13 protein-coding genes are annotated in these 14,505 nt (G+C 65.8%); 4 read left to right on the forward strand and 9 right to left on the reverse strand.

Translation table 11 applies throughout. The annotated features are described in order from the left end of the window. Nucleotides 1-207, reverse strand: a 207-nt coding sequence (locus tag QH195_RS12845; protein WP_280435541.1) for a hypothetical protein, incomplete at its 3' end; no start/stop codon positions are given. A 16-nt stretch (nt 208-223) separates the two neighbouring features. On the opposite strand from QH195_RS12845, the gene QH195_RS12850 reads away from it, so the two are divergent. Next, complete coding sequence (locus QH195_RS12850) at nt 224-1,738, forward strand: MFS transporter (RefSeq protein WP_280435542.1); 1,515 nt, start codon at nt 224-226, stop codon at nt 1,736-1,738. A gap of 95 nt (nt 1,739-1,833) precedes the next feature. Here the strand turns inward: QH195_RS12850 and QH195_RS12855 are convergent, their stop codons facing one another. From QH195_RS12855 to QH195_RS12865, 3 genes are all read right to left on the reverse strand, one after another. Next, on the reverse strand, nt 1,834-2,538 hold the full coding sequence (locus tag QH195_RS12855; RefSeq protein WP_280435543.1) for a TetR/AcrR family transcriptional regulator: 705 nt from the start codon (nt 2,536-2,538) through the stop codon (nt 1,834-1,836). 189 nt (nt 2,539-2,727) lie between these two features. Further along, the gene (locus QH195_RS12860) at nt 2,728-3,792 is read right to left on the reverse strand and encodes a phosphotransferase family protein (protein WP_280435544.1); all 1,065 of its coding nucleotides are present in this window, start codon (nt 3,790-3,792) and stop codon (nt 2,728-2,730) included. Between the two features lie 161 nt (nt 3,793-3,953). Further along, nucleotides 3,954-5,228, reverse strand: coding sequence for a cytochrome P450 (locus tag QH195_RS12865; RefSeq protein WP_280435545.1), 1,275 nt, complete (start codon nt 5,226-5,228; stop codon nt 3,954-3,956). A gap of 174 nt (nt 5,229-5,402) precedes the next feature. Between QH195_RS12865 and QH195_RS12870 the strand changes: the two genes are divergently transcribed. Continuing rightward, nucleotides 5,403-6,242: a mycofactocin-coupled SDR family oxidoreductase gene (locus tag QH195_RS12870; protein ID WP_280435551.1), complete on the forward strand. Its 840-nt coding sequence runs from the start codon at nt 5,403-5,405 to the stop codon at nt 6,240-6,242. Between the two features lie 318 nt (nt 6,243-6,560). Here the strand turns inward: QH195_RS12870 and QH195_RS12875 are convergent, their stop codons facing one another. Genes QH195_RS12875 through QH195_RS12895 form a run of 5 tightly spaced genes read right to left on the reverse strand, consistent with a single transcriptional unit; the run spans nt 6,561 to nt 11,312 of the window. Continuing rightward, nucleotides 6,561-7,676 carry a branched-chain amino acid ABC transporter permease gene (locus QH195_RS12875; RefSeq protein ID WP_280435546.1) on the reverse strand — a complete coding sequence of 372 codons (1,116 nt, stop codon included), beginning with the start codon at nt 7,674-7,676 and terminating at the stop codon, nt 6,561-6,563. After that, complete coding sequence (locus tag QH195_RS12880) at nt 7,673-8,557, reverse strand: branched-chain amino acid ABC transporter permease (RefSeq protein WP_280425902.1); 885 nt, start codon at nt 8,555-8,557, stop codon at nt 7,673-7,675. Before QH195_RS12880 ends, QH195_RS12875 begins: the two co-directional genes overlap by 4 nt. 18 nt (nt 8,558-8,575) lie before the next feature. Further along, nucleotides 8,576-9,283 (reverse strand): ABC transporter ATP-binding protein, encoded by a 708-nt coding sequence (locus QH195_RS12885; RefSeq protein ID WP_280435547.1) that lies wholly within the window; start codon nt 9,281-9,283, stop codon nt 8,576-8,578. After that, nucleotides 9,280-10,080, reverse strand: a complete 801-nt coding sequence (locus QH195_RS12890) for an ABC transporter ATP-binding protein (protein ID WP_280435548.1) — start codon at nt 10,078-10,080, stop codon at nt 9,280-9,282. Before QH195_RS12890 ends, QH195_RS12885 begins: the two co-directional genes overlap by 4 nt. Further along, nucleotides 10,077-11,312 (reverse strand): ABC transporter substrate-binding protein, encoded by a 1,236-nt coding sequence (locus QH195_RS12895; RefSeq protein WP_280435549.1) that lies wholly within the window; start codon nt 11,310-11,312, stop codon nt 10,077-10,079. Before QH195_RS12895 ends, QH195_RS12890 begins: the two co-directional genes overlap by 4 nt. Nucleotides 11,313-11,905: 593 nt before the next feature. Between QH195_RS12895 and QH195_RS12900 the strand changes: the two genes are divergently transcribed. Both QH195_RS12900 and QH195_RS12905 read left to right on the forward strand, forming a co-directional pair. Further along, the gene (locus QH195_RS12900) at nt 11,906-12,811 is read left to right on the forward strand and encodes a cyclase family protein (protein ID WP_280435552.1); all 906 of its coding nucleotides are present in this window, start codon (nt 11,906-11,908) and stop codon (nt 12,809-12,811) included. Nucleotides 12,812-12,862: 51 nt separating this feature from the next. Beyond that, nucleotides 12,863-14,395: a long-chain-fatty-acid--CoA ligase gene (locus QH195_RS12905; protein WP_280435550.1), complete on the forward strand. Its 1,533-nt coding sequence runs from the start codon at nt 12,863-12,865 to the stop codon at nt 14,393-14,395. Nucleotides 14,396-14,505: the final 110 nt, after the last annotated feature.

Here is a 14,505-nt window from a genome sequence, read left to right on the forward strand (position 1 = left end):
TGTCAGCGCACTTCCGCCCATATCGGGGGTGAGCAGGGTGCCGTTCTGGATACGGAGGATATCCGCGTAGCCGTTGAAAAGGCGGCCGAACCGCAGGGCGATCCAGCACACGGGCACATCCTCGTCGGCGCTGTATGCCGCCCGGTCCGCCGCCGCCGGGGCGTGCCCGGCGGCGGGGCGCTTGGACGGCGCGTCCCGGCTACGCATCGGTGCCGTCCTGGCCGTGATCATCCTGTACACCGAGGTCGGTCCGCTGCAGTACACGATGGTGGTCGCGGCACTGCAACCGATGACCGCCACGTTCGACGACGTCGGCGGGAATATCACCTGGGCGCTGATCATCCTCGGACTGGTGGGTGTGGCCGCGAACCCGTTGCTGGGCAAGGCCAGCGATATCTGGGGCAAGAAGAAGATCATGCTGGTGTGCGGGGTGATGTTCCTGCTCGGCAGTGTGATCTGTGCGCTCACCAGCAACTGGACCGTATTCCTGATCGGGCGCGGACTGTCGGCGTTCGCGCTCGCCACCCAGGTCATTGCCTTCGGATTGGTCCGTGACCTGCTGCCGCGCAAATATGTGCCGATCGGTCTCGCCCTGATCGGCACCGGTGTCGGTTTCACCGGTGTCGTGGGTCCGCTGGTGGGTGGAGTCTTCGTCGACAGCTTCGGCTGGCGGGCGTTGTTCTGGTTCATGGCGGTCTTCGTGCTCGTCCTGACGCCGCTGCTGCTGGTAGTGGTTCCGGAATCTCCGGTACGGGTGCCCGACCGAGTCGATCCCTACGGTGTGGTGCTGCTGGCGGCCGGCGCGGTACTCACCCTGCTCTACCTGAACAACGGTCAGCATTGGGGCTGGGCCAGCCCGAGCGGTTTGGCGTGGCTGACAACGGGCCTGGTCTTGCTGATGTTGTTTTTCATCGTCGAGACACGTGTCCGGAGACCGATCATCGATATGAAACTGCTGCTCGACCCGAAGCTGGGTCTTGTCTTGTTGATGGCGGTATTCAGCATCGGCATCACGGCTGTTCAGCCGATGGCGCTCGGGTACATGACTCAGTCGCCGAATGAAGAAGGACTGCGGCAGGGCATGGTCGACGGTGTCATCGATCGTGCGCAGGCGAACGGTACGGATCTGCCGCCCACAGCGGTCGAGGTCACCTTCGATCCGGGCTACAGCTACGGGGACGGGTTCGGCCTGCTGGAGTATGCCTTGCATATCGGCATCTGGGCCAGCCTGATCGGCATGATCGTCGGTCCGTTCGCCGGGGTGCTGACGCGGCGGGTCGGTGCCCGCATCCCGGCGATCATCGCCCTCACCCTGCTGGCGGTCTCCGGTATCGGGTTTGTCGTCGCGGACTACAGTTGGGTGACATACCTCGTTCTGTATGTGGTTGCGGGCGTTGCCTTCGGGTTTCTCTGGGCGGCCCTGCCCAATCTTGTCGTGGAGGCCGTCCCGCCCGAGCAGCAGGGCATCAGCTCCGGCATGCTCGGAGTGACGCTGGCGCTCGGTAGCGGGGTAGCCATGGCGATCACCACCGCGCTGCTGAACCACAATCCGGTTGTCGCGCATATCGAGGTCGCGGGGGAGTCGTCGACGCAGGTGGTACCGCAGGTGTTCGCCGACAGCGGCTATACCCAGAGTTTCTGGGTTGTCCTCGGGACCACCGTGATCGCGCTGATCATCGCGGTCCTCATGCGGCACGGTCGCAAGCCGGCCACCGGCGGTGCGCACTCCTCTGTGTAGGAGGGACACGGTGGGTGGGGTGCTGTCCTGCGCGGCGCCTCATCGACCGGTGTCGCCGTTCCGGAAGCCGTGAGCCGCTGGGCCGATACACCCACTTACTTTTCGAGGGGTGGACCGCCGAAAGCGGTCAGGCAAAAGGCCCACACCTGCTCGGCGACAGCGTCGATACCGGCGGGTGCGGGTGCGAACGCGTAATGGTGGAATACGGCTGTGACCAGTTGCAGCGCCAGCCAGGCATCGGTCGCCGGATCGGCGGGACGCAGCAGGCCGGCTGCCGAGGCGGCCCGCAACTCCTGCTCGACAAGGTCGACAAAAGGCCGGTTGGCCTGCGCTATCTCCACCGGAAAGAGTTGATACAGCCGCCAGTGCTCGGCAGTGATGAATCGCGACCCGACCAGACCGCCGCCCTCGCCCCGCAGTGAACGCAGTATCTCCAAGAGGTAGAAGCGCAGCCGCGCCACCGGATCGGGTAGCTCCCGTGCGGCAGAGGCGACCTCGGTCGCACGTTCGCTGACGACATCCTCGAACACGGCCAGCAGTAACTGGTCCTTGCCGGAGAAGTGCCGGTAGAAGGTCTGCAGGGCAATACCTGCTTCCTTGGACAACTCCTGCGTGGTGAGGGTGGCCCCTTCGGTCTGTAACAGTCGCCGTGCCGCCGCGACTATCGATCGGGCCTGCTCCCGGCTGCGGGCCCGCGACCGCTGCACCGAGCGGGAGCGTTCCGCGGCCCGATCGGCCCAGGACGGCGTGGCCGCGGCGTCGTCGGTGGACTCACCGGCAGGATGGTTCGGTGTGGGCACGACAGTGTCCTCTCGCGTCGGGCTGTTACGACGACGGTAGTACTGCGGCGGGGCCACACCCGGCCGACCCGTTCATCCCCGTGCTGTCTCCCGTTGCCCGGTCGGCGCGCGCACGCCAGTCCGCCGCCGGCCGGGCGGGAATACCACCGCCTTGTCAGCGGACACAGCTGTCCTTCGTGGTCGCCGAAACTATTGTGCGGCTGTGATTTCCGCGAGTCCACACGCCTGACGCAGATAGCCGAAGTGGCGAGCGCCGCCCGAATCGGCCGGCAGTTGCATGGTGCGCCGGCTGCGCAGGCTCAGCAGGCCGGCCTTCACCCGCGCGAATACCTCGTGCCAATGCAGGTGGTCGATCGACTGGCCGGTGTGCTCCTGCCACAGTGCGATCGTCTCCGCGCGGGTGCCGAGCCCGGCGAGCCGGGGCACACCCTGGCCGGCCGACAGTGATTCGTCGAAAAGTAACCACCAGGCCAGGTCGGCTATGGGTCCGGCCAGCGACGCCTGCTCCCAGTCCATCACCCCGACCACGCGGAAATCGTTGTCGAACATCATATTGCCGATACGCGCGTCGCCCCAGGAAACCCCGGGCAGGGACATCGGCGGCCGATGCTCGTTCAGCCAATCGAGCAGCGTTCGCACGATTTCGGGTATCTCGTTGCCGAAGGCCCAGTCGGCGTAGCGGGTCCAATACGCAAGGTGCTGTGCGATACCGGGTGCGCCGTGCTCGGGCCGGTCGAAGAACGACACGGTTTCCATCGGTAATCGGTGGATTGCGGTGAGCTGGCGCATCGCGCTCTCCCACAGTGTTCTCCGCTCGGCAGGCGTTGCCTCGGCGAGCCAGCCGGAGGAATTGTACGGCGGCATGCTCACCGGTACGCGACCGTACATACGCCGCATGACGTAGAAGGGCCGGCCGAGCACGGCGGCATCGCCCTCGAACCACAATGCCTGCGGCACTCGCACTTCCGGATGCCGGGCGAGAGCGATTAGGACGTCGTACTGCATATGGAACTTCGGTTCGAAGAACACCTGATGTTCCGGCGCCGGTGCGATACGAACGACGAGGTCGTCCACGCGCTGTCCGGCGCGGACCGTGACCAGGATGGTTTCATTCGAAAAGCCCGCGCCGCGAGGGTAATCGGGCGGGTCGACGTCGACCGACGCAACGCCGAGCCGATCGGCCAGCCAGGGTCGCAGCGCGGCTACCATAGCGTCGAGATCTCGGCCTTTGGAAAACAGGGGCGCATTCTCCATTGCTGTCCCGTTACCTTTCGATGAGGGGCCGCCGAATGCGGCCCGCCGGAATGACCACAGTTGTGCGGCAACATCGTCGGCATCCGCGGATGCCCACGTGAACGCGTGGTGCGGCAGGCCGCCGACAGTGCACCCATTCTTTCTGTCGTGGGAGCGTCTGCCTATGAGTTGAAGGTGATGTTGAGTTCTCGTAGCCCCCGGAGCAGGAAGGTGGGTTCGTAGGAATAGTTGCGGTCGGTCGCGGGGCCGTGGGCGGTGTCGTCGATGGCGATATCGGTGACGCGGTCGAGTAGGCGGTTCAGCGTGACCTGCCCCTCGATTCGTGCCAGGGGCGCACCTGCGCAAGTGTGGATGCCGCGGCCGAAGGCGATGTGCTCGCGGGCATTACGACGGTCGAGCCGGAATTCGTCGGGGGCCTCGAACTTGCGCGGGTCACGGTTGGCCGCGGTGAGGCACAGCATGACCACGGTGCCTGCGGGAATGTCGACGTCGCCGAGGGTGGTGCGCCTACGCGCGAGCCGGAAGTCGACCTTGGTCGGGCTCTCGGTGCGCAGTGATTCCTCGATGAACGGGCCGATGAGGCTGCGGTCCTTGCGGAGGATCTGCTGGTACTCGGGCTTCTCGCCCAGTACCCGTACCGCCGCGCTGAGCAACTTGGTGACCGTTTCCTGTCCGGCCGCGAACAAGAACGTGGCCGGCCGCACGAGTTCGATCACCGACGGTTCGGACCCGTCGGGGTACATCGTGGAGGCCAGAACGCCGAGAATATCGCTCCGTGGATTCGCGCGCCGATCGGTAATGTAGGCACTGAATGTGTCGTCCAGCCACTCCAGCGGATTGGTACCGGGCGCATCGTGGTACATCGACCCCTCGATACTGCCCGGTGTCGTCTGACCGGCCAGCCTGGCTCGGAAGTCGTCGCGGTCACCATCGGGTACGCCCAACAGGTCGGCGATGACCAGCGTGGCGAACGGCTTGGCGTACCGGCCCAGAAATTCGCAACGGCCGTCGGCGAGGAATTCGTCGAGTTGGCGGTCGGCCTGGGCCCACATGAACTCCTCGTTCTCCTTCAGCCTCTTGGGTGTCAGCAGCCGGTTCAGTAGCCCCCGGGTGCGGGTGTGATCCGGGGGGTCCATGGTCACCATGTGCTCGGAGATCCGGAATCGATGCCGGTGAGCCTCGATCTGGGCGCCGATATCATCACCTTCCGGCTGGAACGGCAGCGGCGGAAACGGCCCGCTGACCGAGACGGCGGCCGAGAAGTCGTCCTGGTTGCGGAAGACCTCGATGGCCTCCCGGTACCCGGTGACCGTCACGACTCCGTAGTGCGGCTCGCGGAATACCGGGTTCCGGCTGCGCAGGTGTTCCAGGTACTCGTAGGGGTCCTGCGCTATGACCGGGTCGGAGAAGTAGTCGGCGGATGCCAGGTCACTCATGTGCTCATCGGCCTTTCGTTGTGATCGGTGGAGGCATATTCTGAGAATCGCACTCTCGTTTAAAGTAGAATGATACTCTCGCAAATGGGGTGAAACCCATGAATCGGTCGGTGACTGCCGACCGGTGGAACATCGGGCATCGGCATGCTCGGTCCGGGACGAGCGAGGTTCTTCATGACTGGTCGGGTCGAGGGCAAAGTCGCCTTCATCACGGGAGCGGCGCGCGGGCAGGGCCGCAGTCATGCGGTGCGGCTGGCGCAGGAGGGTGCCGACGTCATCGCCGTCGATGTGTGTGAACCGGTGGGCGGTAGCAGCGGCATTCCACCGTCTACTCCGGACGATCTGGCCGAGACTGCCGATCTCGTCGAAGGCATCGGCCGCCGCATCGTAACGGCGGAAGTCGATGTCCGGGAATTCGACGCACTACAGGCTGCCGTGGACAGTGGTGTAGAGCAACTCGGGCGTCTGGACATCATCGTGGCCAATGCGGGGATCGGGCTCGGTGGCGCGACGCTGGACCAGACCGGTCAGCGCGACTGGGACGCCGTCATCGGCATCAACCTGTCCGGTGTCTGGAAAACAGTGAAAGCCGGTGTACCCCATCTGTTGTCCGGCGGGCGCGGGGGTTCGATCATCCTGACCAGCTCGGTCGGGGGACTCAAGGCGCACCAGAACATAGGCCACTATGTTGCGGCCAAGCATGGGGTGGTCGGCTTGATGCGGAGTTTCGCAGTCGAGTTGGGGCGGCATTCCATTCGGGTCAACACCGTGCACCCGACCAATGTCGATACCCCGATGTTCATGAACGACAGCACGCTGCGGATGTTTCGTCCGGACCTGGAGAACCCCGGCCCCGACGATCTCGCCCCGGCTGCGCAGCAGATGCACGTGCTTCCCGTCGGGTGGGTCGAACCGATCGATGTGAGCAATGCCGTTCTGTTCCTGGCGTCGGACGAAAGCCGTTACATAACAGGGCTTCCCATGACCGTCGATGCCGGGAGCATGCTGAAATAGTCGCCCTCCGTTCGCCGTCGGAATCCCCGCTTGACGATCGGTGGGCTCGCTCTGGGTGATCCAGTCCATGGGCACGCATCACGAAGGTGTCCGAGGCGGCTCGATAGCTGCCTACTGCAAGGGAGAACTGCCGGCCGCTGGTATCCAGCGCCACGACGCGACGCCACCCTCTAAGATGGCGCCGAGCGGTAGTGACGGGCACGGCCGGCCGGAAGGCCTTGTTGATCCACGGGCGAACCCGGCAGCGGCAGGTCCCGGGAGTCCCTCATCGACCCCCGGGACCAGAAGCGTGCCGATCCGGCGTGGCATCGCTGGAGTTCAGCGCAGGGTCCGGCGCTGGTCCGCCGAGCCGACACCGGCCGCTCGTTCGTTCGACGACGAGGCCACCGGGTCGGCAGTGCCGAAACCATCGGAAGCCGTCCGGGTGTGGCGCCGGCGTCCGGGAACAGCTGCGATCATCGGCCCCAACCCCCACCGCACGAGACTGATCACGCCATAGGGAAGGACGAAGATGAACAGGATCAACGCCGCACCGTAGGTGATTCCCGCGGCCGACTGATCGATGTCCGCAGTCCACTGCGGGACATACACGACGAAGAAGGCACCGAATACCACGCCGGGTACCGTGCCGAGGCCACCGACGACGATCATGGTGATGAAGGCGATCGCCAGCGGCAGCCCGAACGCCTCCGGTCCCACGTACTGGACGACGAAGCTGTAGAGCACTCCGCCGACGCCGGCGAGCGCGGCGCTGAAGGCGAAGACCGTCGTCTTGGTCCGGGTCGTGGGCACACCGAGTGTGGTGGCGACCGCTTCGTAGTCACGGATCGCGAGCAGTGAGCGCCCGATGCGGCCGGTGGCGAGCCTGCGCACCACCAGGTACGCGACGAGTGCCACGGCCAGGCACAGGTAGTAGACCCACTGATCCCGTTCCAGTCCGGTGAACCCCGGGGCTTCGGCGGCGAAGATGTTGATTCCCGCATGCCCGTCCGTGACATGTTCGAACCGTTTGATGACCGCGGGCGTCACCAGCGCGAGCCCCAGGGTGGCGAGCGCCAGCTGGAGTCCGTGCAATCGCAGGGCCGGTAACCCGAACAGATAGCCCACGATGTAGCAGACTGCGAATGCCAGCGGGATCAGGAGTAGATACGGCACACCGTGGTTCTCCACGAGTACAGCGCTCAGGTACGCGCCGAGCGCGAAGAAGAATCCGTGGCCCAGTGAGATCTGACCGGTGTTGCCGGTCAACAGGTTCAGCCCGAGTCCGACGACGATGTAGACCAGCACCATCGAACGGTCGAAGTTCACGAACGGCGCCGATACCAGCGGTGCCACCGCGGCGACGAGGACGACCAGGATCACCGTCGCGCGGGAAAGCCACACCGGCGCATCGAGTTCGGCGCGTGGCTGCCGGAGTTTGTCGAGGATGTTCATACCCGTGCCACCTTCCGGGCGCCGAACAGACCCTCGGGTTTCAGCAGCAGCACGCCGAGGATGAGGACGAGCGCCACCGCCTGTTTGAAATCGTGGCCGATCCAGGAGATATAGGTACCGGCGAGATTCTCGGCCACTCCCACGCACAGCCCGCCGACGATCGCACCGACCGGACTGTCGAGCCCGCCCAGTACCGCGGCGGCGAAGGCATAGATCAGCGACGCGACCAGCATATTCGGTTGCAGGAAAAGCTGTGGGGCCGCCAGCGATGCGGCGAGCGCGCCGATGGCGGCGGCCAGTCCCCATCCGACCATCAACATCCGGCCCACCGGCACTCCGAGAAGTTGTGCGGAATCCGGGTTGCCGGCGGCCGCCCGCATCGCCAAGCCCACCCGGGTCCGTTGGAACAGTCCGAACAGCAGTGTGGCGACAACCACCACCGCGGCGACGATCACCACGGACTGCCGCGACATCACCACCGGGCCCAGCGTGATCACCGGCCCCGAGACGATCGGCGGGAACTCCCGGCTCTGCACGCCCCAGATCCACCCGGCTGCACTGTTGAGCACGAGCATCAGCCCGAGCGTGATGATGACCAGCGGCATATGGTTCGGTGATCCGGCGAGTGGCCGGATCAGCACCCGTTCGGCGGCGGCGCCGCCGAGGAATGCCACCGCCATCGCCCCCATGATCGCGAGATACAGCGGGGCGCCCCATTGATGGAATTGCCACGCGAAGAACGCGGAGAACATCGCCATCTCACCCTGGGCGAAGTTGACGATCCCGGACGCCCGATAGACCAGGACGATGCTGAGCGCGAACGCGGCGTAGAGCGCGCCCCAGGTCAGCCCGTCCAGCACTTGTTGCAGAAATACCTGCATGACCCACTTCTCCTGTGCTCAATATCCGAGATACGCGCGCCGCACCGACTCGTCGTGGGCGAGCTGCTCCGCCGGGCGCTGGGCGACGACGCGACCGGCGTCGACGAGTACCGCCGACGTTCCGATCTCGAGCGCGAGGTGTGCGTTCTGCTCGACGACGAGAATCGTGGTGCCCGTGTCCTTGTTGATCCTGGCGAGCGTCCGGAATACCTCCTGGGTGATGCGCGGCGCCAGCCCGAGCGAGGGCTCGTCGAGCAGCAGCAATCGCGGTCCGGCCACCAGGGCGCGGGCGATGGCGAGCATCTGCTGTTCGCCGCCGCTGAGTCCGGCCGCCTGCTGCCGCCGCCGCTCCCGCAGCCGCGGGAAGAAGTCGTACCATCGGTCGATCGCCCGTTCGGCGGCCGCTGTGGAGGTCGAGTACCCGCCGATCCGCAGGTTCTCCTCGACGGTCAGGTCGCCGAATGTTCCGCGCCCCTGCGGTACGTGTGCGACGCCGAGGCGGGCGATCCGATCCGTGCGCAGTCCGGCGATATCGCGCCCGTCGAACACGATCCGCCCGGTGGTGTGCACCAGCGCGCAGATCGACCGCAGAATGGTGGTTTTCCCTGCGCCGTTCGCGCCGAGGACCACCGTCACCTCACCGGCCGGTACGTCGAAGTCGATACCGTGCAGCACTTCCGCACTGCCGTAACGGGCGTGCAGGCCCTGGACACTGAGCAGGTTCACGCGGCACCTCCCAGATACGCCTCGACGACTTCCGGATGTGCCGCCACTTCGGCGGGTTCGCCCTCGGTGACCTTCCGGCCGAAGTTGAGCACCACGACCCGGTCCGAGATCGACATCACCATGGCCATGTGGTGCTCGACCAGCAGTACCGAGAATCCCCGCTCATCGCGCAGGGCGCGGACCGTCTCGGCGAGTTCGAGCACCTCCTCGTGGATGAGCCCGTTCGCCGGTTCGTCGAGCATCAGCAGTGCCGGTTGCTGCATCAGGGCGCGGGCGAGCTCGACCCGTTTGAGGGTGCCGTAGGGCAGGTTTCCGGCCGGTTCCGATCCGAGGTGGGCCAGCTTCATCGAGTCGAGCAGCGACCATGCCTGCTCGCGTTCCCGGCGCTCCTCCCGCCGCGTCGGCGGCAGTCCCAGCGCGGTGCGGACGAATCCGGCCCGGGTGCGGGAGTACGCCCCGGTGAGTACGTTGTCGACCACCGAGAGCGTGGGGAACAGGCCGATGTTCTGGAAAGTACGGGCGATTCCGGCGTCGGCGATTCCGGCCCCGGGCAGGGTCAGCAGGTCGGTGTCACCGAAAGTGATGCGCCCCGAATCCGGTTGGTAGAGACGGCTGATGCAGTTGAACAGCGTCGTTTTGCCCGCGCCGTTGGGCCCGATCAGCCCCACGATACGGCCGGGTTCGATGGTGAACGAGGGCCCGTCGAGCGCGACGACGCCACCGAAACGCAGGCGCACCTCCTCGACGCGCAGTGCGGGTACTGTCCCGGCGGCTCGAACGTCCGGCACGGTGCTCATCCCTGTGTGCTGCGCGTGACGACAGCGTCGTAGTGCCAGCTGCCGTCCCGGAACGTCATCGGCGCCATCGAGGTGATCACGTACGGGTAGTCCGGGGTGGTGTCGAAGGTGACGCCGTCGATGGACAGATCCGTGGTCACACCCCGCATGTTCCCGACCGCATCGAGCAGATCGGCGCGGGTGCAGCCCTTCATCTCTTCGAGCGCGGTGACGAGCAACTGCGCGGTGTTGTAACCGGTGGCCGCGATGGTATCGGTGGTTTCGATCTTCCCCGCGTTGCGGTCGGCGAAGGCCCGCCAATTCTGCACGCCGGGATGGATATCGTGTTCGCGGCTACTGACGTCGTAGATCCAATAGAAGGAGTGGATTCCCTCGGCGGCTCCGAGACCGGCCGGTGCGAGTACGAAATTGGTATCGGTGGCACCCGAGTAGATGTAGGTGTCGGGCTTCCAGCTCAGTTCGTTCGCTTTCTTCAGCGACTGGGTGACGAAGCTCGCGGTGGCGAAATTGACGAAGACATCGGCACCGGAACTCGCCAGGTTGACGATCTGGGAGTCCACCGATGGCGTTGTCTGCTCGTACGATTGCTCGGCGACGATCCGGGTTCCGCTGCCCTCGAGCGCGGACTTCAGTGCGCTCAGACTTCCGGCCCCGAGGCTGTCGTTCGGGTAGAGCACCGCGATCTTCGCCTGCGGATGGTCGCGCAGGATCTGTTCGGCCCGCTCCGATACCTCCCAGCCGGTCTGCGGATTCACCGCGCCGGCGACCACGGGTCGCTCGTCGAGCTTGGTGAGCAGTTCGTCGGTGCCGGTCATCGGAAACACCAGCGGCACGTCCTTCTGCGTCAGGTAGTCGACGACTGCGAGGGTCGAGGGCGTCCCGATCAGATTCTGGATGGCGAACACCTGCTCCTGTTCGACCAGCGACCGCACATTGCCGACGGTCCGGGCGGGGTCGTAGCCGTCGTCCAATGCGGTGTAGCTGATCTTGCGCGTTTTGCCGTCGCCCATGGCGACTCCGCCCGCGGCATTGATCTCGTCGAACAATGCCGTCGCCGCGGCGGCCTGCGCACCGGCCACGGACTGCATGAGGCTGGTGCCGAACTTGATCTCGGTGCCGGTGATACCGGGGTCGCAGTCACCCGAAGTCGTCGCGGTATCGCGACCCGAGCACGCGGTGAGGGCGGCGGTGGCGCACAGGGCTGTCAGGCCCACGGCGAGAGTACGTTTCATGGTCGCTCCCAGGGGTGAGGGGTACGGAGGCGGGGCAGGATCACCGCTTCGCGGGCTGCGTGACCGATGCGCACATCTCGGTGATGGACGCGGTCATGCTGCCTCCTCGGTACTTCCCAGTGCTGACGTGACAGTCATGTCAGCTTTAGGGAGTGTGACCGGGAACACCGGCACTGTCAACTGGCTGCAACGGCGCGTATCGGCCACGTGGCCGGGGAAGTGGGGGATGTGTGGCAGTCCACCGGTGGTTTTCACTGCGATGGCAACCGTCCGGCGGCGGTGGGGTGGGGTGCGCGTCGCAGCGCGAAGGGTGGTCCGCCGCTCGATGCCATGCCGAAGCCGTTGTCGCCGACTCCGGGGATGGCGCTCTCGGTTGGCCCCGCGGGGTGGGGTGCCCGCAATCCGTGCAGCGTCCATTCGTGGTCGGCTCTTGTTGTGTGGCGCTCGTCGCGTGCCGTCGGGGATGTCCGGAGCTCCGGCCGACGGCGGGCTCTTGACAGGTGGGCGTGTCAGCGATCACACTTGGCACGAAAGTTGACATGACTGTCACGTCATTATCAGTTCAGGAGGCATCGGTGCCTGCAGTTCCCGAAATGCGCACGCTCGGGCGAGAAGTGAGCAACTGGGGTCGCTGGGGGAGTGACGACGAGCGGGGGACCACGAACCTCATCACGCCGGAGCGGGTCGCCGCCGCGGCCGGTCTGATCCGGACGGGGCAGGTTTTCCCGCTGGGTATTCCGCTCGACGGTGACGGTCCGCAGCCCGGCGGCCTGCGTATCAATCCGATCCGGCTGATGTCCGAGAACGGTCAGGAACAGGTGCTTCCCGGCGGCTTCAAATGGGCAGACGACTACGTCTTCATGCCGTTACAGGCGGGTTCGCAATACGATTCGCTCGCCCACGTGCACTACGACGACCAGCTCTACAACGGTTTTCCCGGAGACGGTGTTTCCGTCAAGGGTGCCGGCAAATGTGGTATCCACACCCAGTCGGCAGGAATTGCCGGGCGGGGTGTGCTGCTCGATATCGCACGGGCGCGCGGCGTCGACTGGCTCGAGGCGGGTACCGCGATCGGGCCCGCGGAACTCGACGACGTCGCCGCGGCCCAGGGTGTCACGATCGGGGCCGGCGATATTCTGCTGATCCGGACGGGCTGGCGCAAGAAATTCCTGTCCGACGGCGATGCCGCCGGGTTCATGGCCGGCGAACCGGGACTGAGCCTGAACTGTGCGACCTGGCTGAGGGAACGCGATGTGGCAGTCGTCGGCTCGGACAACTGGGCCGTCGAGGTGATGCCCGGCGAGAATCCAGGGTCCGCATTCGAACTCCATATGGTGCTCATCCGGGATATGGGCCTGACCCTCGCCGAGATGCTCGACTTCGAGAATCTGTCCGAGGCGTGTGCCGCCGACGGCCGCTACGACTTCTTCTACGCCGGCCCACCTCTGCAATTCACCCGTGGTATCGGCTCACCGATCAATCCGTTGGCGATCCGATGAGGGCGGGCACAGGCACGATCATGATGCTGCGGTGGGAAGGGAACAGAGTTCGTGCTGGTCGGTGACATCGTCGAATACGGCGCTCGCAAACATCCGGACCGGATCGCGTTGCGGTTCGAAGACCAACGGATCGGCTACCGGGAATTGCGTGATCGCAGCCGTCGGCTCGCCAACGCCCTGCTCGGGGTGGCCGCGCCGGGGGACAGGGTCGCCGTACTCTCCCCCAACTGCACGGAGTACTTCGACTGTTACTACGGCGTACCGATGGCGGGTATGGCGCTGACCATCCTGAATTTCCGGTCCCATCCGGATCAGGTGGCGGCGCTGCTGCGGCACTCGGCAGCCGGGGTCCTGATCGTCGCCGCGGAATTCGCCGATCTGGTGGCGCGGATACGCGCCGAGATTCCTGCCGTACACACCGTGATTTCGATCGGAGGACCGATCGAATCCGCCACGGCGTGGGAGGAATTCGTGGGTGGCGCCCAGCCCGTGGTGCCACCGGTACGACCGGCCGCCGACGATACCGCCTGGCTGGTGTACACCAGCGGGACGACCGGTATGCCGAAGGGCGTGATGCTCAGTCATCGCAACCTGCTCGCCGGGATCACCTCGTCGGCGCTGCAATGGGAACTGCCCGAGGACACGGTGTTCCTGTTCTGTTTCCCGCTTTGTCATGTGGGCGGATATGTCACGCTCGTCAACCATCTCCTGGGCGCCACGGTCGGATTCCTCCGGACCTACGACAACGCCACATTCCTCCGGCTGGTGGACGAATGGCAGGTCACCCAGACCGGTTTGGCGCCGACGATGATCAGCTTCCTGCTCCGGGATCCCGCGCTGGACACCGGTTCGCTGGCCACGTTGCAGGCGGTCGGGTACGGTGCGGCGGCGATTCCGGCCGCGGTGCTGCGGGAGGGGCTGCAGCGCTTCGGCTGCGACTTCTACCAGGGCATGGGGATGACCGAACTCGCCGGCAACGTGCTGCATCTGGATGCCGCGGCGCATCGCCGGGCGGCTACGGGCGAAACAGACCTGTTGATGTCGGCGGGCAAACCGATGCGGCTGGCCGATATCCGGATCGTCGACGACGAATTCGCCGACGTCGCGGTCGGTGAAATCGGCGAGATGGTCGTGCGCGCCGATCAAGTGACGGTCGGCTACTGGAACGATCCGCAGGCGACGGCGGCCGCCTTCACCGACGGATGGTTCCACACCGGTGATCTGGTCCGGCAGGACGACGAGGGTTTCGTCTACATCGTCGACCGGAAGAAGGACCTCATCATCAGCGGTGGCGAGAATGTCGCCTCGCTCACTGTGGAGCAGGCGCTGTACCGGCATCCCGCGGTAGCCGAGGCCGCGGCCGTCGGTGTTCCCGACGAAACGTGGGGAGAGGTGGTCTGCGCGGTCGTGGTGCCACGGGCCGGAGTGACCGTAGCGGCCGCCGATATCATCGCCGGCTGCCGGGAGCACCTCGCTGGTTTCCAGGTACCGCGACGCGTCGAATTCGTCGACGCGCTGCCGAAGAACGTGACCGGGAAAATCCTCAAACGAGAACTACGCGAGCGGTTCTCACGCGAGGGATGAGGGAACGAGGCCGGGGGGGGGGGGCCCCCCCCCCCCGCCCCCCGGGGTGGGGGGAGGCGGGGGCGGGGGGGGCGACCCGCGGGGGGGGGCAAAACCCCGCGGGGGGACAC

This window comes from Nocardia carnea, assembly GCF_029868855.1.
In the GTDB taxonomy this organism is placed as follows: Bacteria; Actinomycetota; Actinomycetes; order Mycobacteriales; family Mycobacteriaceae; genus Nocardia; species Nocardia carnea_A.